Annotated in this window: 17 protein-coding genes and 1 pseudogene; 8 read left to right on the top strand and 10 right to left on the bottom strand. The window is 66.0% G+C overall.

Features of this window, described 5'->3' with window-relative positions; genetic code table 11:
• Positions 1–5 precede the first annotated feature (5 nt).
• Positions 6–1,352: an outer membrane protein assembly factor BamB family protein gene (locus B9A23_RS11445; RefSeq protein ID WP_084279105.1), complete on the top strand. Its 1,347-nt coding sequence runs from the start codon at positions 6–8 to the stop codon at positions 1,350–1,352.
• Positions 1,353–1,393: 41 nt separating this feature from the next.
• Positions 1,394–2,725 carry a methyltransferase family protein gene (locus B9A23_RS11440; RefSeq protein WP_084279103.1) on the top strand — a complete coding sequence of 444 codons (1,332 nt, stop codon included), beginning with the start codon at positions 1,394–1,396 and terminating at the stop codon, positions 2,723–2,725.
• A gap of 3 nt (positions 2,726–2,728) precedes the next feature.
• Here B9A23_RS11440 and B9A23_RS11435 read toward each other — a convergent pair whose 3' ends face one another.
• Genes B9A23_RS11435 through B9A23_RS11425 form a run of 3 tightly spaced genes read right to left on the bottom strand, consistent with a single transcriptional unit; the run spans position 2,729 to position 5,244 of the window.
• Positions 2,729–3,028 carry a putative quinol monooxygenase gene (locus B9A23_RS11435; protein ID WP_084279101.1) on the bottom strand — a complete coding sequence of 100 codons (300 nt, stop codon included), beginning with the start codon at positions 3,026–3,028 and terminating at the stop codon, positions 2,729–2,731.
• On the bottom strand, positions 3,028–4,401 hold the full coding sequence (locus B9A23_RS11430; RefSeq protein WP_084279098.1) for a glutamate--cysteine ligase: 1,374 nt from the start codon (positions 4,399–4,401) through the stop codon (positions 3,028–3,030). The genes B9A23_RS11435 and B9A23_RS11430 overlap by 1 nt, the downstream gene beginning before the upstream one ends.
• A 30-nt stretch (positions 4,402–4,431) precedes the next feature.
• Positions 4,432–5,244 (bottom strand): 16S rRNA (uracil(1498)-N(3))-methyltransferase, encoded by an 813-nt coding sequence (locus B9A23_RS11425; RefSeq protein WP_084279096.1) that lies wholly within the window; start codon positions 5,242–5,244, stop codon positions 4,432–4,434.
• A gap of 46 nt (positions 5,245–5,290) precedes the next feature.
• On the opposite strand from B9A23_RS11425, the gene B9A23_RS11420 reads away from it, so the two are divergent.
• Positions 5,291–6,205, top strand: a complete 915-nt coding sequence (locus B9A23_RS11420) for a 4-hydroxybenzoate octaprenyltransferase (RefSeq protein WP_084279093.1) — start codon at positions 5,291–5,293, stop codon at positions 6,203–6,205.
• Here B9A23_RS11420 and B9A23_RS11415 read toward each other — a convergent pair.
• A complete protein-coding gene (locus tag B9A23_RS11415; protein ID WP_084279091.1) occupies positions 6,184–7,068 on the bottom strand; it encodes an arylamine N-acetyltransferase family protein in 885 nt (294 codons plus the stop codon). The genes B9A23_RS11420 and B9A23_RS11415 overlap by 22 nt on opposite strands.
• A gap of 71 nt (positions 7,069–7,139) precedes the next feature.
• Here B9A23_RS11415 and soxR point away from each other — a divergent pair, with 71 nt between their 5' ends.
• On the top strand, positions 7,140–7,580 hold the full coding sequence (soxR, locus tag B9A23_RS11410) for a redox-sensitive transcriptional activator SoxR (RefSeq protein ID WP_084279089.1): 441 nt from the start codon (positions 7,140–7,142) through the stop codon (positions 7,578–7,580).
• On the opposite strand, the gene smc is transcribed toward soxR, so the two are convergent.
• The 4 genes from smc to B9A23_RS11390 form a co-directional block, all read right to left on the bottom strand.
• Positions 7,577–11,017, bottom strand: coding sequence for a chromosome segregation protein SMC (gene smc, locus B9A23_RS11405; RefSeq protein ID WP_084279087.1), 3,441 nt, complete (start codon positions 11,015–11,017; stop codon positions 7,577–7,579). The two genes, soxR and smc, sit on opposite strands and share 4 nt — an antisense overlap.
• 38 nt (positions 11,018–11,055) lie before the next feature.
• Positions 11,056–11,805, bottom strand: coding sequence for a thioredoxin domain-containing protein (locus B9A23_RS11400; protein ID WP_084279085.1), 750 nt, complete (start codon positions 11,803–11,805; stop codon positions 11,056–11,058).
• 103 nt (positions 11,806–11,908) lie between these two features.
• Positions 11,909–12,640 (bottom strand): DsbA family protein, encoded by a 732-nt coding sequence (locus B9A23_RS11395; RefSeq protein ID WP_084279082.1) that lies wholly within the window; start codon positions 12,638–12,640, stop codon positions 11,909–11,911.
• A complete protein-coding gene (locus tag B9A23_RS11390) occupies positions 12,637–13,200 on the bottom strand; it encodes a DUF721 domain-containing protein (protein WP_084279080.1) in 564 nt (187 codons plus the stop codon). Before B9A23_RS11390 ends, B9A23_RS11395 begins: the two co-directional genes overlap by 4 nt.
• Positions 13,201–13,229: 29 nt before the next feature.
• Here B9A23_RS11390 and B9A23_RS11385 point away from each other — a divergent pair, with 29 nt between their 5' ends.
• From B9A23_RS11385 to B9A23_RS11370, 4 genes are read left to right on the top strand one after another with little or no spacing between them, the layout of a single operon-like run.
• Positions 13,230–14,309 (top strand): A/G-specific adenine glycosylase, encoded by a 1,080-nt coding sequence (locus tag B9A23_RS11385; protein ID WP_084279077.1) that lies wholly within the window; start codon positions 13,230–13,232, stop codon positions 14,307–14,309.
• 2 nt (positions 14,310–14,311) lie between these two features.
• Positions 14,312–15,607 carry a serine hydrolase domain-containing protein gene (locus B9A23_RS11380; protein WP_084279074.1) on the top strand — a complete coding sequence of 432 codons (1,296 nt, stop codon included), beginning with the start codon at positions 14,312–14,314 and terminating at the stop codon, positions 15,605–15,607.
• Positions 15,607–16,488 (top strand): NAD(+) diphosphatase, encoded by an 882-nt coding sequence (gene nudC / locus B9A23_RS11375; RefSeq protein ID WP_176217965.1) that lies wholly within the window; start codon positions 15,607–15,609, stop codon positions 16,486–16,488. The genes B9A23_RS11380 and nudC overlap by 1 nt, the downstream gene beginning before the upstream one ends.
• Positions 16,485–17,177 carry a DsbA family oxidoreductase gene (locus B9A23_RS11370; protein WP_084279069.1) on the top strand — a complete coding sequence of 231 codons (693 nt, stop codon included), beginning with the start codon at positions 16,485–16,487 and terminating at the stop codon, positions 17,175–17,177. The genes nudC and B9A23_RS11370 overlap by 4 nt, the downstream gene beginning before the upstream one ends.
• Positions 17,178–17,190: 13 nt before the next feature.
• Here the strand turns inward: B9A23_RS11370 and B9A23_RS11365 are convergent, their stop codons facing one another.
• Both B9A23_RS11365 and B9A23_RS11360 read right to left on the bottom strand, forming a co-directional pair.
• The gene (locus B9A23_RS11365) at positions 17,191–18,024 is read right to left on the bottom strand and encodes a sulfite exporter TauE/SafE family protein (RefSeq protein ID WP_139797438.1); all 834 of its coding nucleotides are present in this window, start codon (positions 18,022–18,024) and stop codon (positions 17,191–17,193) included.
• A gap of 382 nt (positions 18,025–18,406) precedes the next feature.
• Positions 18,407–19,708: pseudogene (locus B9A23_RS11360) on the bottom strand (MFS transporter).
• Positions 19,709–19,720: the final 12 nt, after the last annotated feature.

The raw sequence follows: 19,720 nt of genomic DNA, 5'->3' as shown, positions 1-19,720 counted from the left end.
CTGAAATGAAGGCCAAGACCAGCCTCCGCCGCGCCGCGCTCTCCAGCGCGCTGATCCTGTCGCTGGGCCTTGGTGGCTGCGGCGTTTTCGGCGGCAAGGACAAGGCCAAGACCACGCCCACCGTTGGCCAGCGCCAGCCGATCCTCTCGAAGATCGAAGCCGGCACCAAGGTCGATGATTCGATCGCGCTGATGTCGGTCGTGCTGCCTGCGCCGGAAGTAAACACCGAATTTGCGCAGGGCGGTGGCAACGCCGCCAAGTCCTATGGCCACGTTGCCATCAGTGATGCCCCGCAGCGCGCCTTCACTGTCAGCATTCGTGGTTCCTCGGCCAAGCAGCGCCTGGCTGCCTCGCCGGTCGTCGGTGGCGGCAAGCTCTTCGCGATGGACACCGATGGCCTGGTGCACGCCTGGGATGCTGCATCCGGTGCCCGCGCCTGGGAAACCTCGATCCGCGCCGACAAGCAGAACGCCGGTTCTACCTTCGGCGGCGGCGCCTCGTTCGATGAAGGCGTGGTCTATGTCACCAATGGCGTGGGCGAAGTTGCCGCGCTCGATGCGGCCAGTGGCAACGTCAAGTGGCGGGTAAAGCCTGCCGGCCCGCTGCGCGGATCGCCCACGGTCGCCTTCGGGCAGGTCATGGTGATGACGCAGGACAACCAGATCCTCACGCTCAATGCCGATGACGGCGCGGTGCTGTGGAACGCCAATGCCTCGGTCGGCCAGACCAACGTCTTCGGTGTCGCCTCGCCCGCCGCGGGCCAGGGCACCATCGTCGCCGGCTATTCCTCGGGCGAACTTGTCGCCTACCGCTACGAGAACGGCCGCGAACTGTGGGCCGATGCCCTTGCGCGCACCAGCATCGCCACCTCGGTGTCGACCCTGACCGACATCGACGCCGACCCGATCATCGAGCGCGGTCGCGTCTATGCACTGGGGCAGGGCGGGCGCATGGCTGCCTATGAACTCGTTACCGGCCAACGCATCTGGGAACTCAACCTCGCCGGCATTTCCACCCCGGCCATCGCGGGCGACTGGATCTTCACGCTCACCGACGAGGCCAAGCTGCTCTGCATCGCCAAGTCCAACGGCAAGGTCCGCTGGATGACGCAGTTGCAGCGCTACAAGAACGAGAAGAAGAAGAAGGACCAGATCCTCTGGACCGGCCCCGTGCTCGCCGGAAACCGCCTGTGGATCGCCAACTCGCGCGGCGAGATGATGACCGCATCGGTCACCGACGGCACTGTCAGCAACTTCACCAAGCTCGGCTCGGGCGTCAGCCTCGCCCCGATCGTCGCCAACCAGACGCTCTACGTGCTGGATGACAGCGGCAAGATCACCGCGTTTCGCTGATCAAAACCAAATCCTAACCCATTGATGCGAAGGACGGTGGCATGACCGCCCGTCCTTCGCTTCCTCCCTCGGACGTCTCTTCCGGCGTCGGCGTTGCCGGCCTTGCAGGGCTGTTCCTGTGGGTCATGGTCTGTCGCTTCTGGCCCCAGATCGTCGACACCTTCGGTCTTGCTTCCCCGCGCGAGGTGATGGACGGCCCTGCTGCGGCCATGGCGGCCCTGCTGTTCTCGGGCGCTGGAATGATCGGCTGGTCCCTGCTGGTCGACAAGGTTCACCGCCGCCCGTCCACCGGGATCGACTGGTCCGCCCCGCGTCCCTTGCGTGACGTGATCGACATCTCGATCACCAAGATCGCCGGTCTCTGGGCAACATGGGCCGTCATCGGCTTCGCCTACTGCCTCGGCCGCTGGTACTGGCGCGGGCAGTATGTCTTTGCGATGGAAGTGCTTGAAACTGCAGCGCCGCTGCTGTTCCTCGGCGCCATCCCTTACGTCATCTGGCTCGACCGCGTACTCGTGAATCCGCGCGACGCCACGTGGCACTTCGGCGCCATGCTGATCGGCCGCGAACCTTGGGACCCTGCCGAGGTTCGGCGCCATGCGCTGTCGTGGCTGGTGAAGGGCTTCTTCTGCGCCTTCATGATCTCGATCGTTCCGGGCGGCTTTGGCGCGGTCGTCCGCTTCGACTGGAGCCACGCCTTCCACGATCCGGTCGAGTTCGCGTCCCTGCTGATCGAGACGATGTTCATGATCGACGTGCAGATCGCCATGGTCGGCTATCTCGTCACCATGAAGCCGCTGGATGCGCAGATCCGCACTGCCAATCCCCACCTTGCCGCCTGGGTCGCCGCGCTGATCTGCTACCCCCCGTTCATCCTGATGGGCGAGGGCGGGGTGCTGGACTATCATCACAACGGCGCGGAATGGCCGCACTGGCTGGCCGGACAGACTGCGCTGATGTGGGTATGGGCGGCCGCACTGGTGATCCTCACCGCGATCTACGCCTGGGCCACCGTGGCCTTCGGCCTGCGCTTTTCCAACCTGACCTATCGCGGCGTGCTCACCAACGGACCCTATCGCTTCACGCGCCATCCGGCCTACCTGTCGAAGAACGCCTACTGGTGGCTTGCCACCCTGCCGTTCCTCACCACCAGTGGCTCGATGGTCGACGCGATCCGCAACACCGTGATCCTCGCCCTCGTCAGCGCGGTCTATTACTGGCGGGCCCGCACCGAGGAAAAGCACCTGCTTGCCGAAGACGCCAAGTACCGCGAATACCATGCGTGGATGGCGCAACACGGGCCGATCACCTCTGTGCTGCGCAAGCTTACACGCCGCCTCACGCCCAGGCCGATTGCCCAGCCGGCGGAATAGTCGTCAGAGCTCGGTGCCCTCGTCGGCCTCGAACATGCTGATCTTGCGCTCGAACAGGCCCAGTTCCGCCCGCTCCTGCGCCCAGATTTTCATGTGCTCGGTCTGGAAATGGGCCTGCAGCGCTGCCTTGTCGCGCCACTTTTCGGCGATGTGGATCAGCTCGGGGTCGAGAAGGTCCTGCGAATAGGCGTATGCCATGCAGCCATCCTCGGCCAGTGTCGCGGCGATGACCTTGGCCATCATCGGCCTGATCGCGGCGATGTTCTCGACCGGAACGCGAACGGTGCCCATCACGATGATCATCAGAAGCTCTTCTCGCCATAGATGCGCGAAAGGTCGCCGCCCCATTCGCCATGGTACAGGTCAAGCAGGCGCTCGGCCGGGGTCTTGCCCGAGGAAACGATCTCGTCGAGCGGATGGAGATAGCCGGTCTCGTTGTCGCCGGCTTCGTTGAGCTGCGCCCGCGCGGCAAGCCCGGAGCGCGAGATCGCCAGCACTTCGGCGGCGACGTCGCGCAGCTTGCCCCCGCCGGGCAGCGTCGCGTCCAGTCCCAGCCTTGGCACTTCGGCCCGCAGCCGCTCGCGTCCGTCCATGTCCCAGCCCTTGACCAGGTCCCATGCTGCATCGAGCGCGCCCTGATCGTAAAGCAGGCCCACCCACAGCGCTGGCAGCGCGCAGATGCGGTTCCACGGGCCGCCATCGGCCCCCCGCATCTCGAGGAAGGACTTCAGGCGCACTTCGGGGAAGGCGGTCGAAAGATGGTCGTTCCAGTCTGACAGCGTCGGCTTCTCGCCCGGCAGCACCGAAAGCTTGCCGTCGAGGAAATCGCGGAACGAAAGGCCTGCCGCATCGATGTACTTGCCGTCGCGGAACACGAAGTACATCGGCACGTCGAGCATGTAGTCGACATAGCGTTCGTAGCCGAAGCCTTCATCGAACACGAACGAGAGCATGCCCGTGCGCGCCGGATCGGTATCGGTCCAGATATGGCTGCGGTATGAAAGGAAGCCGTTGGGCTTGCCTTCAAGGAACGGCGAATTGGCGAACAGCGCGGTCGCCAGCGGCTGCAATGCAAGACTGACGCGAAACTTCTGCACCATGTCCGCTTCGCTCGAATAATCGAGGTTGGTCTGGATGGTGCAGGTGCGCAGCATCATGTCGAGGCCCATCGTGCCAACGCGCGGCATGTGCCGCAGCATGATCTCGTAGCGGCCCTTGGGCATGATCGGCAGTTCTTCGCGGGTCTTGTCGGGCCACAGCCCCATGCCAAGATAGGCCAGGCCCAGCTTGTCGCCGATGGTCTTGACCTGGGCCAGGTGGCGCCCGGTCTCGGCACAGGTCTGGTGCAGGTTGACCAGCGGCGCGCCCGAAAGTTCGAGCTGCCCGGCCGGTTCGAGGCTCACCGCGCCATCGGGGCCGGACATGGCGATGACGTTCCCGCCCTCGACGATGGGCTCCCAGCCGTATTCGGTCAGAGCGCCCAGCAGGTCGCGGATGCCGCCCTGCTTGGCATAGGACGGCGCGGCGCGGTCGCTGGTGCGATAGACGAACTTCTCGTGCTCCGTCCCGATCCGCCAGTTTTCCTTGGGCTTTTCGCCCTTCTGCATCGGGCGCACGAGCATGTCGCGGCTCTCGATTACGGGATCGTTGCTATTTGAAACTTGCCGCGTGCTCATGCCCGCATCCGTTAATGACCGGGACAGGTTTTAGCCAGCCAAATTGTTGCCCGTCACCTGCAAGGCAATGTTGCTGTCAGCGCGTGAATGGCCTTGGCCGATCCAGTCGCCGCGCATCCCCATCCACAGCGCCGTCCCGGCAATGGCTGCCGTCTCGCCGCGCAGGACGCGCGGTCCCAGCGAAAGCGCGACCGCAGCCGGGTGCGCGCGCACCAGCGCCCGCTCGGTCTCGTCAAAACCGCCTTCAGGGCCGATAAGCAGGGCAGCCGGGCCTTCGTGGATCGCAAAGGCGACCGCTGCCGGCATCCCGCCGTTCTCGTCGGCGAAGAACAGCTTGCGCTCCTTCGGCCAGTCACGCAGCAGATGATCGAGCTTGGCGGTCTCGCCCAGCTCTGGCAGCGCCGTGCGCGCGCACTGTTCGGCCGCTTCGGTCATAATGGTCGATGCCCGCTCGGGGTTGAGCTTGTCGGCTACGCAGCGCCGCGTCACCACGGGCACAACGCGCGCCACACCCAGTTCGGTCGCCTTCTCCAGCACCAGATCGAAGTTCGGTTTCTTGAGCAAGGCTGCACACAGCCAGAAGTCGGGCACCGCTTCGCGCTCGCGCAGGCAGCGCTCAACCTCGACGACGACGGCGCGCTTGCCCGCCTCGACCACCCGCGCGACCCATTCGCCGGTGAGGTTGTCGCAGACGATCACCGCGTCCCCCGGCGCAACGCGCATGACCTTGGCCAGATAATGCGCCTGCTGCCCCTCGATGGGCAAATGCAGCCCGGCTTCCAGCCCCGTCTCGACAAACAGGCGCGGCGCGGATTTCGGGGGCCAGGCAGGAGTTGCAGTCATGCATTCCGCCTAGCGGTTTCCGGCCCTTGCGTTAAGTGTCCGCAGGATGACTCCGACCGTTTCTGACACGATAGTCCCCGACAGCGAGCACAAGGGCCTTGTCGCGCGTCTGCCGCAGCCTTGGCGCAACCTTGCTCTGATTGCCCGGTTCGACCGGCCGATCGGCTGGTGGCTGCTGTTCTGGCCCTGTGCCTGGGGCCTGTTCCTCGGCGGCGGCACATCGCGGTGGGGCATTCTGGCCTGGATGCTTCTGGGTGCCATTGCCATGCGCGGGGCAGGGTGCGTCTATAACGATATCGTCGATGCGGATCTCGATGCTCGCGTTGCCCGCACGGCGCTGCGCCCGATTGCCAGCGGCGCCACGACGAAGCGCGCAGCGTGGCTCTGGCTGCTCACGCTCTGCGCGGTCGGCCTCGTCGTGCTGCTGCAACTGCGCTGGGAAGCGCAGATCGTTGCGCTCGGCAGCCTTTCCCTCGTCGCCGCCTATCCGTTCATGAAGCGCATCACCGGTTGGCCGCAGGCTTGGCTCGGCCTGGTATTCACCTGGGGCGCGCCGGTCGGCTGGGTCGAGGCCAATGGCTTTGATCGCATGGCGCCGCTTGGCGCGCTTTACGCCGGCTGCTGGGCGTGGTGCATGGCCTATGACACGATCTACGCGCTGCAGGACCGCGAGGACGATGCCATGGTCGGTATCGGCTCGTCGGCCCTGTCGTTTGGCCGTCATGTCCGCGCTGGCGTTGGCGGCCTCTATGCGATGGCACTGCTGTGCTGGGGCGGCGCGGTCTGGCTGACGCGGGCCGATCCGCTGGCGCTGCTTGCGCTCATGCCTGTTGCTGGCCATCTCGCGTGGCAAGTCGTCACGCTTCGGGAAGACGGTGTCGATCCGCTGGTCAAGTTCCGCTCCAACCGCTTCGCCGGACTGCTGATGGCAGCGGCGGCCTATGTCGTCGGGGCGGCCTGATCGCCGAACAGGGCTGCGTGCCTTGCCGTGATCGCCGGCCACAGGTCGGCGGCGTCCGGCACGTCGAGCAGGAACTCGTCGCGCAAGCATTCGACCAGCGCGCGCGCAGACCCGATTTCGCGCTGCTCCTCTCCGCTGGCGGAAACGATCGTCAGTACCTTGCCGCGAAGCATGAAATAGCTCTCGCCCGAGCGTCGCTGTGCCGAAAGGTTCTGGACGAAGACCGACGCCGGATCGCTCGCCTGCCATTTGCACATCGTCGCAAGACGGCCCTCGTCTGCCTGCTCGGCCAGAAAGTCATAGGACATCGCCCTGTCCCCAAGGGCCACCTGCAGACGCCACATCCCGTCCGCCGTTCGGCCAAGTGAAACTGGCAGCGGGGCCTGGTGCCACGATCCTTCCTGCAGCGGCACGGGTGCCGCAAGATGGCTGCCAAAGCCCGCATCGACCAGCCAGTGCCGGCCTTCGCATGGTACCAGCAGGCACAAGTGCGAACCCATGGCCTGATCGCTCCGCACTTCGCGCATCACGCCAGCGCTCATCCGCATCACATCGAAGCCGATGGCAGCCAACGCTGCGCCCAGCAGCCCGTTGTGTTCGTAGCACCAGCCCCCGCGCTTGTTTTCGACCAGCTTGGCGAAGGCGGCCCCAAGGTCCGTCGTCATTGCACGGCCAAGTTGCACGTCGATGTTCTCGAATGCGATGCGCTCCACATGCGCGCGCACGATGGCCTGAAGCGTGACCAGATCACACGCCGGTCTGTCGGCAAAACCGATCCGGTCCAGGTATGCTGCCAGGTGTGCAGATGACAGTGCGCTGGAACCTGTGCCGGATGGGGGCGGACTGCAATCGATGCTTGTCAATTCTCAACCTCAAGCTAGCTTGATCGCGCCGGACAAAATCTTGCCGGTAGCGAAAAATGCACGGGGGTCGCATGAATCGCAATGACATCATACCAATAGGCGTGCTCGCCCAGCGTACCGGGCTCGCCGTCTCGGCGATTCGCTATTACGAGGATCGCGGACTGATCGCCTCGGTGCGCACGGGCGGCAACCAGCGTCGCTTCCTGCGCTCCGATATCCGGCGCCTCGGCTTTGTCCAGATCGCGCAGAAACTTGGTCTCGGCCTTGCCGAAATCGAACGCGAACTTGCCGCCCTGCCCAATGGGCGCACACCCAACGTGCTCGATTGGCAGCGCATCAGCCGCTCGCTTCGCAAGGAGATCGATGCCCGCATCCAGTTGCTCACCCGCACCCGCAACAAGCTCGATGAATGTATCGGCTGCGGCTGCCTCAGCCTTGACCGCTGCGCGCTCTACAACAAGGAGGACCGCGCCGGTGCCGCCGGGCCTGGGCCACGTTACGTGCTGGACTAACCGGCGCCTTCCAGCAGTTCCACTGCTCCGCCAAGATCCACGCTGACCAGCCGCGAAATCCCGCGCTCGACCATGGTCACCCCGAACAGGCGGTGCATCCGGCTCATCGTCACCGCATTGTGCGTGACAATGAGATAGCGCGTCCTCGTCTCGCCCACCATGGCGTCGAGAAGGTCGCAGAATCGCTCGATATTCGCATCATCCAGCGGCGCGTCGACCTCGTCGAGCACGCAGATCGGGGCGGGGTTAGTGAGGAACAGCGCGAAGATCAGCGCAACAGCGGTCAGCGCCTGTTCGCCACCGGACAGAAGAGTCAACGATTGCAACCGCTTGCCGGGCGGCTGGGCGAAGATCTCCAGCCCAGCCTCGAGCGGATCGTCACTGTCGACCAGCGCTAGATGCGCCTCGCCGCCGCCGAACAAACGGCTGAAAAGGCGGCGGAAATGTCCGTCGACCGCTTCGAACGCCGCCCGCAAACGTTCGCGCCCCTCGCGGTTGAGATTGCCGATGGATCCTCTAAGTCTATGAACAGCCTCGGTTAATTCGGCCTGCTCGGCCACCGAGGTGCCAAGCCGTTCCTCGGCATCCTTCAATTCGTCGACAGCGACAAGGTTAACTGGACCGATTCGCTCCCGCTCTGCCACCAACTTGTCCATCGCGGCAGATTCTTCAGTGGCGGCAAGGACTTGCGCGGATTCAAAGGCGAAGCGCTCGGGCAGGAGCGGTGGCGGGCACTGAAAGCGCTCGCCCGAAATCGCCGCCATTTCCTGACGGCGTGCATCCTCGTTCTCCGCGCGGGCAGCCGCGCCGGCGCGGGTCTCGCGGGCTGTCGCGAGCGTCTCGCTGGCGGCCGCAAGGTGCGCATCGGCCTGCGCAACCTCCCGCTCACCTGTGGCCAACCTGCCTTCGACTTCCGCCAACTCGCGCGCCAATCGCACGCGGATGCCTTCGCCCTGCTCGATCTCGGCGATCAACCCGGCGGGCTTGGCGGCAGAGATCGCCCGCTCGGTCTCAAGCTCCTCGCGCCGCCCCGTCATTTCGGCAAGCCGCTTGGCGACGTCGCCTGCGCGCGCGGTCCAGGCACGGATATCGCCCTTCAGGCCTGCCAGCCGCTCCTTGCCCGCCGCAATCTGCTGCTCGAGCGCGGCAGATGCAGCGCTGGCAGCTTGCAGCGCTGAGCGTGCCGCATCGTTGCGGGCGCGCGCGGCCTCGAGCGCGGCGCGGCCGGCAGCGGGATCGGGCAGAGCACCGCGCTTGTCCTCGGCGGCGGCAACTTCGGCCTGCGCGGCGGTGCGCTGTTCGCCAAGATCGGCCTGTGCGCGCGCCAGTTCAGCCTTGCGCTGCTCGAGCCGGGCGCGGGCGGCCTCGGCGGCATCGAGCGCGCGCAGCGCCGTGCGCTCGGCATCGGCGGCCGCAGACAGTGTGCGTTCGACTTGCGACAGTTCCGCCTGCACTTGTGCAAGGCTTGCGCGGACCTCTTCCTGCACCGCCTCGGCGCTGGCCACGGCTGAGCGGCGATCGGGCAGGAGCGCCTGCAGATCGGCAAGGCGGTTCTCCGCCTCGAGCGCAGCGGCTTCGGCAGCGCCTTCGCCGCGGGCGATGAAGCCGTCCCAGCGCCGCAAGTGGCCGGCTCGCGTTACCAGCCATTCGCCGGGCGCAAGCGGCTGGCCATCGTCGCTTTCGACAATGCGCACCAGCGCCAGACGCGCAGCCAGTTCAGGCGGGCATTGGGGAACATGGTGGGCAAGCGAATCCGCAACAGGGGCGGGGACTTGCGCGCCAGTCCAGAAACGACCGTCAGCTCCTGCAGGTGCCGCGCCAACCGGGGCCGAGGCATCACGCCCCAGCACGGCGGCAAGCGCGCGTTCGTAGCTCGGTGCAGCGCGCGTTCCGGCAATGGCCGATTGGCCCAGCCCCTTGGCGGCGCGGGCCTTTTCACGCGCGGCCTTGTCGCGCGCCAGGGCATCGGCTTCGCGCTCGATCCCGGCAAGATCGGCGCGCGCCTGGGCAAGCGTAGTGCTGGCGGCATCGCGCTGGCTGGAAAGATCCTCGCGCCTTGTGCCAAGCGTTGTGCGGGCTGCCTCCGCACCGGCGATCTCATTCGCCGCCTGTGCCCGCCTGGCCTCGGCCTCGGCGATCTGCGCGGCGGGATCGGCCTTGCGCATTAGGGCTTCTGCCTGCTGGGCGAGCCGCGCAGCGTCGCCATCAAGCCGGGCAAGGCGTTGGCGCGCGGCGGCGACGGCAGCCTCGGCCACCCGCCATTCGGCATCGATCCCGGCCTGCTCCGCGACACGCTGCGCCAGCGCAACTTCTGCCCCGCGCGCGGCCCGATCGGCATCGTCGACCGCGGCAAGAAGCGTCGGTCGCCGCTCGCTGTCGGCGGCAAGCGCGGTCTCGGCCAGCGCGAGGTCCTGTTCCAGCCGCCCCATCGCTGCCGCGGCGTCTTCGGTCAGGCGGTCTGCGCTGGCACGGTCCTGTTCGATGCGGGCAAGCTGGCGGTCAATGTCGGCCACGCGCTGTTCGGCGGCTTCGAGTTGCGCGGTCAGCGCTGCCATGCGCTGACCATGGGCCGATGCATCCTGCCGCCGGTCGAACAGTTCCTCGCGTGCTGCGGCCAAGGCGGCAGCGGCCTTATGCTGCGCTTTCTGTGCCTGCTGGGCAAGGTCGGTGGCCGCTTTTACCGCATCTTCGGCAGCGACGGCCTGCTTGCGCGCAGCATCGGCGGCTGCGGCGGCGTCGCGCCAGCGCGCGAAGACCAGCCGCGCTTCGGCCAGCCGGATCTTCTCGCTCACCGCCTTGTAGCGCTCTGCCGCGCGCGCCTGCCGGCGCAGCGTGGCGATGTGGCTTTCGAGGCCGGCGAGCATGTCTTCGAGCCGTTCGAGATTGGCCTCGGTCGCGCGCAGCTTCTGTTCGGCATCGCGCCGGCGGACGTGGAGCCCGGCGATGCCCGCTGCCTCTTCCAGCATCATGCGCCGTTCGGCGGGCTTTGCGGCGATGACCGCGGCGATGCGCCCCTGGCTGACAAGGGCCGGGCTGTGCGCGCCGGTGGCGGCATCGGCAAAGACGAGGGCGACGTCCTTGGCGCGCACGTCCTTGCCGTTGACGCGGTATGCGCTGCCTGCGCCGCGCTCTATGCGGCGGATGACTTCGAGTTCGGGGCCGAACGGACCGTCAGGATCAGTCTCGGCGGTGAGCATGACCTCGGCAAAGGCGCGTGCCGGGCGCGTGGCGGTGCCGGCGAAGATTACGTCTTCCATGCCCCCGCCGCGCATGGACTTGGGGCTGCTTTCGCCCATGACCCAGCGAATGGCTTCGAGCAGGTTTGACTTGCCGCAGCCGTTGGGGCCGACAACGCCGGTGAGGCCGGGTTCGATGCGCAATTCGGCAGGTTCGACGAAGCTCTTGAAACCCGACAGTTTCAAGCGCTTGAATTGCACCGATCAGGCCCCCCGACCCGTCCTTGCCCCCGACGGCCTTAGCGCGCGCCGGCCTTCTGCAGCATCGGTTCGAGCTCCTGCCAGCTGGCAACGCCGGTCTTGCTGCCATTCAGGAAGAACGTCGGCGTGCCGGTGATGTCGAATTCCTTGCTCCACTGCTCGTTCGTGGCGGCAAGCTTGGTGGCCTTGGCGCTATCGGCCAGGCACGATTGGCCCTGGGCCGCGGCAATCCCGCGCGAGGCGAAGAATTCGCTCATCCTGCCCTGCTGGGCGATGGCGGCAAAGCGCTTGTCCACCGGCAGGTTCTGGATCTGCTGGAAGGCGGCTTCATCCTTCTGCAGGTTGGTGAACATGTTGGGCTGCCAGGCCCAGAACTGCTCGGACAGCGGGATCACCGCTTCGGGTGCGCCGCAAGTGGCAAGCAGCACGGCGGGCATGTCGAGCGCATTCAGAAGGAACAGGCGCAGTTCGTAGGAAACGCGGCCCGACGCGATGTAATCGTCGCGCAGCTTGGGGAAGCCCTTTTCCGAGAACTCGGCGCAGTGCGAGCACGACAGTGCGCCGAATTCGATCAGCTTGATCGGCGCATTGGGATTGCCCATCAGGTAGCCGCCTTCGGGCGTGACCGAGAAGGTTTCGGTCCACGACTGACCGGCCGGGGCCGGCACCTTGGCAACGGGTTCGCTGCTGGCGATCTCGCCACCGGCGGCGGCGTCCTTCTTGCCGCAAGCCGAAAGGCCAAGGGCGAGCGGAAGCGAGGCAAGGAGTAGGGCGCGGGCGAATTTCATCGGATCAGGGTTCCCGTTTCTGGCGGTTTGGCCGGACGCTAGCCGATTGTTGCAGGGGTTTGAAGGGGAAGCCGCCGGCAAGCCACCGGCGGCTGTGGATCGTTCAGTCGAGACGGGCCATGATCTGCGGGCGCAGCGAAGCCCAGTCGTACGTGCCGGCCAGCAGGATGCCATCGATCATGAAGCTTGGCGTGCCGGTGACACCCAGCTTGTCCACGGCATAGTCGGTCTGCTGCGCCAGCTTGTTCGCCAGCGCCTCGTTGGCAAGGCAGCGATCGAGCGTCTGCCGGTCCATCCCGCGCGCGGCCATGAATTCATAGAACTTGAAGTCGCTGGCGATGGCGCGGGTGCGGGTGGTGAAGGCTCCGGTCATCCAGCGCTGGCGCTGCGCCTCGGTCGACGTGGCGAGCGGGCCGATCCATTGCGGCTGCAGGCGCATGAACGCGGTGTGCAACTGGAAGAACTTGCTGGGCGCCACGCAGTTGGTGATCAGCGCCACGGTCATGTCCACCGGATCGCGCACGAAGTTGCGCACTTCGACCGCGCCCTTGCCCGGCGCGATCATGCCGATCTTGAGCTGCCCTTCGGATTCGGTCTCGAAGTGCGAGCAGTGTGGGCAGGTGTAGCTCACGAACTCGATCACGCGCAGCTTGGCGGCGGGATTGCCAAGCACGTGGTTTCCTTCGGGCGTGGCAGCCGATGTCACCGCCCAGTTCAGGCTGCCGGACGGCCTTGCAGCCGGCTTGGGCGCGACCTTCCTGGCGGGCTGTCCCGAAGCGCCGAACGCGATCAGGGCGCTGGCGGCAATGACGGTGGCGGTTATCTTGCGGATCATCCGATTTTCTTCCCCCCGGATACGGAATCGAGACTGCGGGCCAATGATTCGAGCACGGTGCGCAGTTCCGGATCGCCGATATCGCGCAAGGAATCCCCGAGTTCCATCGGGATCGGCTTGAGCGATGGCGGCGCGGCGCGCGATGTTTCCCTGGGCTTGGGTGCCTGAACCGCACCTTGCCGGATCTTGACCCTGGCCACGGCGCGATAGCCGAAAAAGCGGTTTACCCGGTCCATGATCTCGGGCGTGACATGCTGGATCAGCGGGGCGTGGGCGGGGCTGACGACAAGCTGGAGAATGCCCTCAGACTTTTCACCTGGGGGGAAGCGGATGGATTCGGGCGCGCAATGGCGGGCGTGCCGCTCGCCCACGATCTCGGGCCAGCGCGTCACCACGCTCGATTGCACGAAGCCGAAGCGGCGGAAAGCGGTGCGGCCGATGGCGGGCATGAGATCGGCGATCTGGCGCGCCTCGCCGCCGCGCGGGCGCTCGTAAGGCTTCGGAGCCTGCGCCGGCTTGCGAGGCTTGGTCTTGCGCGCGTCCGAAGGGGTGCTTTCCATATCGCTTCGCGCCATGCCATAGGTGCGCGATGGAAACTAGGGTGGATCAGGCCAGAGCGGATCGGGGTGCGGGTTTCGATCCGGAGGCAATCGCCCCGCTGTTGCTGCAATGGTACGATGCCCATGCACGGCGCCTGCCGTGGCGCAAGCTGCCGGACGAGGGAATGCAGGACCCATATCGCGTCTGGCTTTCCGAAGTGATGCTGCAGCAGACCACGGTCGCGGCGGTCGGCCCCTATTTCGAACGGTTCACCCAGCGCTGGCCGACGGTCGATGATCTTGCCGCGGCTGACGATGCCGATGTGATGGCGGCATGGGCGGGGCTGGGCTACTATGCCCGTGCGCGCAATCTGCTCGCCTGCGCGCGGGCGGTTGCCGGCAGGGGCGGCGTCTTTCCCGATAGCGAGGAAGGACTGCGCCAGTTGCCAGGCCTTGGAGAATACACGGCCGCAGCGGTGGCGGCGATTGCCTTCGGGCGGCGTGCGGTGGTGGTCGATGCCAACGTCGAGCGTGTGGTGGCGCGGCTCTTTGCGATCGACGAGCCGCTTCCTGCCGGCAAGGCCGCTATCCGCTTTTCTGCGGGCCAGGTGACGCCCGAGGCGCGCGCAGGCGATTTTGCCCAGGCGATGATGGATCTGGGCGCGACGATCTGCACGGCGCGTTCGCCGCGGTGCGTGCTGTGCCCGCTGCGTACGCATTGCCGCGGTCTGGTCGAAGGCTCGCCCGAGCGGTTGCCGATCAAGGCGGCAAAGAAGGCCAAGCCCGTGCGCGCCGGCCGCGCCTACTGGATCGAGCGCGAGGGCCGGGTACTGCTGGTGCGCCGGCCGGGGCGGGGCATGCTTGGCGGAATGCGCGCGCTGCCCGACGATGGCTGGTCGGCCAAGGGCGATGGCGTCCACGCGCTGGCAGGCGAATGGCGCGAAGGCGGCATGGTGCGGCACGGCTTCACGCATTTCGATCTCGAATTGCAATTGATGCTTTGCCTGCCGTCACAAGCGGTTAATCTGCCGGAGGGAGAGTGGTGGCCGGTCGAGGAGATCGAGGCTGCCGGATTGCCGACCGTGTTCGCCAAGGCGGCGCGGCTGGCAATCGCTGAAAGGACAGATTGAGCATGCACGATATCGCGCTCTCGCGGCGGAACTTCATCGGATCGCTGGGCGCGATGGCGGGTGCTGCCGCCTTGCCGCGCATGGCCTGGGCAAGCGCGGCAGCCGAGGCGCGCTTCCCGCACGTGACGGCGATGCTCGATGGCTATGTCGCCTCGGGCAAGCTGCCTGGCATGGTCTCCGCGCTTGGCTGGGGTGCCTCCGAAGCGCCGCTCGACATCGCCCGCGGCACGCTAGCCAAGGGCATGGCCGCGCCGGTCGGCATGGACAGCCTGTTTCGCATCTATTCGATGACCAAGCCGATCACCGGCATGGCCGCGATGATGCTGGTCGATGAAGGCAAGCTGCGGCTCGACCAGCCGATCGCCGATCTCCTGCCCGCCTACGGCAAGATGATGGTGCAGACGACACCCGATGGCTCGATCACCGACCTGCGCCCGGCAAAGACGCAGATCACCGTGCGCCACCTGCTGACCCACACGGCAGGACTTGGCTATTCGATCATCCAGAAGGGGCCGATCAAGGACGCCTATATCGCCGCCGGGCTGGTGCCGGGGCAGGCCAGCCGGATGCCGCTGCCGGGCATGGACGCGCCCAGGCCACTGAAGAGCCTGGCCGAATTTGCCGATGTGCTGGCAACCATGCCGCTGGTCTATGAGCCGGGCACGACATGGAGCTATTCGGTCGCGCTCGACCTCATGGGCCGGGTGATCGAGGTCGCCTCGGGCAAGGCGTTCGACGCTTTCCTGGCAGAGCGCGTGTTCGAACCATGCGGCATGACTTCCACCGGCTTTCGCGTCGCTGCCGCCGACGTCGACCGGCTGACGACCAACTATGCGGCCGTGGGCGGGATGCTGCTGCCGATCGATCCGGCCAGGGCTTCGATCTACCTCGACGCGCCGCCCTATCCGTTCGGCGGAGCAGGGCTGGTGTCTTCGCCGCGCGATTACGACCGCTTCCTGCGGATGCTGCTGGGCTTCGGCCGGATCGATGGCAGGCAGGTGATGAGCGAGGCGGCGGTGCGGCAGGGCACCAGCAACCTGTTGCCTGCCGGAACCGATCTCTCGCGCTCTTTCATCAAGGGCAACGGCTTCGGCGCAGGCGGGTCGGTAGGGCTGGGGGCGGATGCGGGGACCTATGGCTGGGCGGGGGCAGCCGGCACGGTCGGCTTCGTCAACTATACCGTCGGCCTTCGCGCCGGGGTTTACACCCAGTACATGCCGTCGGAAACCTATCCGGTGCACCGTGAGTTCGCACAGGCCGTTCTGGCCGATGTGACAGGGAAGAAGGCCGCAGCCTGATGGACACGACTATTGCTTTTGCTGGCGGCGGTCTCGACCGGGCCGACCATATCCGCGCCGACGCGGACAAGCTGGGCGCGCTGTTGAACTGGCGCGCTCGGCTGCTGCGGCTTGACGGGATCGACCCGGTCATCGCGCCCGATGGCGGGCTGGACTGGGGCACGCTGGCCGACGCCGATGCGCAGGCCGAACTGGTATTCCTGGGTCTGAGCGAGGATGGACGCGGCTGTTTTGCGCAAGTGACGCCGGCGATCGTGGGCAGCGTCGCTCCGGCCAATCCCCGGTTGTGGGCAGCGATGGGGGCGCTTTCGCCGGCCGACCTTTCGATCTACGGCGGCGCGCGCAGCCTGGTCGACTGGCATGCACGCCATTGCTTCTGCGCGCGCTGCGGGTCCGCCACCGAACTGCGCAAGGGCGGCTGGCAGCGATCCTGCACCAACCCTGCCTGCAAAGCTGAACACTTCCCGCGCGTCGATCCTGTCACCATCATGACGGTGGAGTGCGAGGGCGATCTCCTGCTCGGCCGCCAGCCCCGTTTCCCCGCAAGGCGCTATTCGGCGCTGGCCGGATTCGTCGAACCGGGCGAGGGGCTTGAGGATGCCGTGCGCCGCGAAGTGCTGGAGGAAGCAAGCGTGAAGGTGGGCGAAGTGCGCTATGTCGCCAGCCAGCCCTGGCCGTTCCCCTCCTCGCTGATGATTGCCTGCCATGCCTTCACGAAGCAGCGCGAGATCACCATCGACGCGACAGAACTCGACGACGCCCGCTGGTTCACTCGCGAGGAGGTGGCCTACGCCATGACCGGCGCCGAAGACGGCGCCTTCATCGCCCCGCCGCCCTTCGCAGTAGCGCATCACCTGCTGAAATGGTGGCTGGCACAATGAGCGAGCCAGCCAAGGTCACGCTCGACATCTGGTCGGATGTCATGTGCCCGTGGTGCGTGATCGGGCTGGGGCAGCTCGACAAGGCGCTTGCCGGGATGTCAGGCGAGGTGGATGCCACGATCCGCTTCCACCCGTTCGAACTCAATCCCGACATGGCCGACGAGGGCGAGGAGCAGGCGGCGCACATCCAGCGCAAGTATGGCCGCACCCCGGAACAATCGGCAGGCGTGCGCGACACACTGAAGTCTGCGGCCGAGCGCGCGGGCTATTCCTTCGACTACACAGGCAAGGGCGAGCCGCCGCCGGCCATGATGTGGAACACGCGCCTTGCACACCGTGTGCTGACCTGGGCCCTGCGCGATTTCGGACCCGATCGGCAGATGCAGTTGAAGCGCGCCCTGTTCGACGCGCACTTCCGCGAACGCCGCAACATGGGCGATCCTGAAGTTCTGGCCGACGTTGCCGAAGGCGCGGGCCTGCCGCGCATCGGGGCGCTCGAGGCTATGATTGACCCGGCGATTGACGCGATGGTTACCGCCGGCGAACGCCAGGCGTGGGACATGAACGTCAGCGGCGTGCCTGCCGTCGTCATCAATGGAAAGCTGCTCGTACCCGGCGCGCAGGAGCCGGAGGTCTACGCCAGCCTGATCCGCAAGGTGCTGTCCCGCGAGGCCGAAGGAAAGGCCTGACTGCTGTCAGCGCTCAAGCCGGGCGAGACCGCGCCGGTTCCGCCATCGCGTGCTTGGGAGCGTCGGGGGTGAGCGCCTTGACCGCCAGTTGCCATGCCGAAAGGGCCAGAACCACGGCGAGCAACGGTTGCAGGATCCTGTCCGGGGCCCGCGTCGAAAGCAGGCTGCCGATGATCACGCCGGGTATCGACCCGATCAGCAGGTTGACCAGCAGGACCGAATCCACGCCGCCGATCAGCCAGTGACCGGTCCCCGCAATCAGCGCCAGCGGCACTGCATGGGCAATGTCCGAACCGACAATGCGGGCGACCGACAGTCGCGGATAGAGGATCAGCAGAACGGTCATGCCGATCGCGCCAGCCCCGACTGACGAGATCGTGACCGCCACCCCGATTACGGCGCCCAGCAGCGTCGTGCTCAGTTCGACCTGACGCGGCGGCGCCTGCGGGTCCAGCCCATGGGCAAAGCGGATCAAGCGGTCTCGAAACAGTACCGCCAGCGAGGTTATGCCCAGCAGGACGGACAGAGACAGCAGGATCACGTTTTCCGACGACTTGCCGACCTTGCCGACGTAGGACAGTGTGACAAGCGTGAGCAGCGCGGCCGGGATCGATCCCAGCGCGAGGCGCCGTACGATCTTCCAGTCGACGGTATCGCGCCAGCCGTGCACGGCCGAACCGGTGATCTTGGTCATGGCGGCATAGAGCAGGTCGGTGCCCACGGCGGTATGCGGGCTCACGCCGAACATCAGCACGAGCAGCGGGGTCATCAGGGAGCCGCCGCCCACGCCGGTCAGCCCGACCAGCATGCCCACCAGCATGCCCGCAGCAGCGTGCAGAAAGTCCATATCGCCGAGCGCCTGCATCGTTGCCCCCAAGTAGCCGACAGCTTGGCCGATCCTTGCCACGCCGGCAATCTCTATGGATGGCATAGAGATACTGTCCACATCTATTCGCAAAAGGCGCGAGAAGAAAAACTTGCGGGCTGCGCGGTGGTGTTTATGCGCCCGAAAAAGGTTGTTGCAACTGCAGCAACAGGTTTCGGCGCGGTGTGACCGCCGTCCGGTACTGAGGGTTTGGTCGTAGCGGTCTTGGGTCGTTCTACGTATTCACGACTGTTGCCAAGCGCAGTCAGACGTGATTCGAATCGGACACAAGCGTTAACATTTTTGCGCCTGATGCTGGCTGTGCAGGTGCCAGCCTTGCGCGTGATCGCGCAGAGCGCAACGATTAGTCTTCGATGATCTTGCTGGTCCCGGTGTCTTTCATGCGCACATAGAAGATCAGCGAGATCGCGATCATGACTGTCACGTACCAGTAGAAGCCTCGCTCCCATCCGGCATCCTTGAAGCTGAGTGCGACATACTCTGCCGTGCCGCCAAAGATCGTGTTGGCAAGAGCGTAGGGCAGGGCAACGCCAAGCGCACGGATGTGAGCGGGAAACATCTCGGCTTTCACCACCGCATTGATCGAGGTGTACCCCGTCACGATCGTCAGGGCGCCGAGGACTAGGAGAAACGCGCTAAGCGGATCGCGCGTCGTCTCGAGCGTTGCAAAGAGCGGGTAGGTGCCCAGTACGCCGAGCACGCCGAAACCGATCAGCAAGGGCTTGCGCCCGATGCGATCGCTGAGCGCGCCTGCCACGGGCTGGAAGATCATGAACAGGAAGAGCGTCGCGCCATTGATCCGCGATGCGGTTTCGCGGTCGAAGCCGCTGGTATTCACCAGGAACTTCTGCATGTAGATCGAGAAGGCATAGAATGCGAGCGTGCCGCCGGCGGTCATCATCATCACCGCAAATGCCTCGCGCGGGTGCTGGCGGAAGAGCGTGAGCATGCCCGATTGCGGCGCGCCGCTATCCTTTGCTTTGGTGAAGCTCTCGGTCTCGGCAAGGCCGCGCCTTATCCAGAACACCACGATGGCAAGCGCCGCCCCGATCGCGAAGGGAATGCGCCAGCCCCAGGCATCGAGCGCAGCCTCGCTCAGCGCCGATTGCAGGACAAGCAGCACGCCGATTGCCAGAAGCTGCCCACCAATCAGCGTGACGTACTGGAACGACGAGAAAAAGCCGCGCCGCCTCTTGCCGGCCATTTCACTGAGGTAGGTTGCGCTGGCGCCGTATTCCCCGCCAACCGAAAGCCCCTGCATCAGCCGCGCCAGCACGAGCAGGGCCGGCGCGATCAGCCCGGCGCTTTCGTACGTCGGTGCGACCGCGATCAGCAGCGATCCTGCGCACATGAGCGAGACCGACAAGGCAAGGCCGCTCTTGCGGCCCTTGCGGTCGGCATAGATGCCCATGATCCACGCACCGACCGGCCGCATGAAGAAACCTACCGCAAAGACCGCCGCTGCCCCCAGCAGCTCTGCCGTCTTGTCATCCGAGGGGAAGAAATGCGGTGCGAATTACAGCGTGAACGCTGCATAGGCATACCAGTCGTACCATTCGACGAGATTGCCGGTCGAACCACCGATAATTGCCCTTGCGCGCTCTCGGTTGCTGGGGGCTCCGGTTGCAGGCGCGGTGGTGGTCATGGAAGAAATTGC

This window comes from Novosphingobium sp. B1, from assembly GCF_900176395.1.
In the GTDB taxonomy this organism is placed as follows: domain Bacteria; phylum Pseudomonadota; class Alphaproteobacteria; order Sphingomonadales; family Sphingomonadaceae; genus Novosphingobium.
This window is presented reverse-complemented; position numbering and strand designations above follow the sequence as displayed.

What these genes read in the sequence shown, in the direction of transcription:
- B9A23_RS11445 (WP_084279105.1), top strand. Translation starts at nt 6, where the DNA reads ATGAAGGCCAAGACCAGCCTCCGCCGCGCCGCGCTCTCCAGCGCGCTG.
- B9A23_RS11440 (WP_084279103.1), top strand. Translation starts at nt 1,394, where the DNA reads ATGACCGCCCGTCCTTCGCTTCCTCCCTCGGACGTCTCTTCCGGCGTC.
- B9A23_RS11435 (WP_084279101.1), bottom strand. Translation starts at nt 3,028, where the DNA reads ATGATCATCGTGATGGGCACCGTTCGCGTTCCGGTCGAGAACATCGCC.
- B9A23_RS11430 (WP_084279098.1), bottom strand. Translation starts at nt 4,401, where the DNA reads ATGAGCACGCGGCAAGTTTCAAATAGCAACGATCCCGTAATCGAGAGC.
- B9A23_RS11425 (WP_084279096.1), bottom strand. Translation starts at nt 5,244, where the DNA reads ATGACTGCAACTCCTGCCTGGCCCCCGAAATCCGCGCCGCGCCTGTTT.
- B9A23_RS11420 (WP_084279093.1), top strand. Translation starts at nt 5,291, where the DNA reads ATGACTCCGACCGTTTCTGACACGATAGTCCCCGACAGCGAGCACAAG.
- soxR (WP_084279089.1), top strand. Translation starts at nt 7,140, where the DNA reads ATGAATCGCAATGACATCATACCAATAGGCGTGCTCGCCCAGCGTACC.
- B9A23_RS11400 (WP_084279085.1), bottom strand. Translation starts at nt 11,805, where the DNA reads ATGAAATTCGCCCGCGCCCTACTCCTTGCCTCGCTTCCGCTCGCCCTT.
- B9A23_RS11395 (WP_084279082.1), bottom strand. Translation starts at nt 12,640, where the DNA reads ATGATCCGCAAGATAACCGCCACCGTCATTGCCGCCAGCGCCCTGATC.
- B9A23_RS11390 (WP_084279080.1), bottom strand. Translation starts at nt 13,200, where the DNA reads ATGGAAAGCACCCCTTCGGACGCGCGCAAGACCAAGCCTCGCAAGCCG.
- B9A23_RS11385 (WP_084279077.1), top strand. Translation starts at nt 13,230, where the DNA reads ATGGAAACTAGGGTGGATCAGGCCAGAGCGGATCGGGGTGCGGGTTTC.
- B9A23_RS11380 (WP_084279074.1), top strand. Translation starts at nt 14,312, where the DNA reads ATGCACGATATCGCGCTCTCGCGGCGGAACTTCATCGGATCGCTGGGC.
- nudC (WP_176217965.1), top strand. Translation starts at nt 15,607, where the DNA reads ATGGACACGACTATTGCTTTTGCTGGCGGCGGTCTCGACCGGGCCGAC.
- B9A23_RS11370 (WP_084279069.1), top strand. Translation starts at nt 16,485, where the DNA reads ATGAGCGAGCCAGCCAAGGTCACGCTCGACATCTGGTCGGATGTCATG.
- B9A23_RS11365 (WP_139797438.1), bottom strand. Translation starts at nt 18,024, where the DNA reads ATGGACTTTCTGCACGCTGCTGCGGGCATGCTGGTGGGCATGCTGGTC.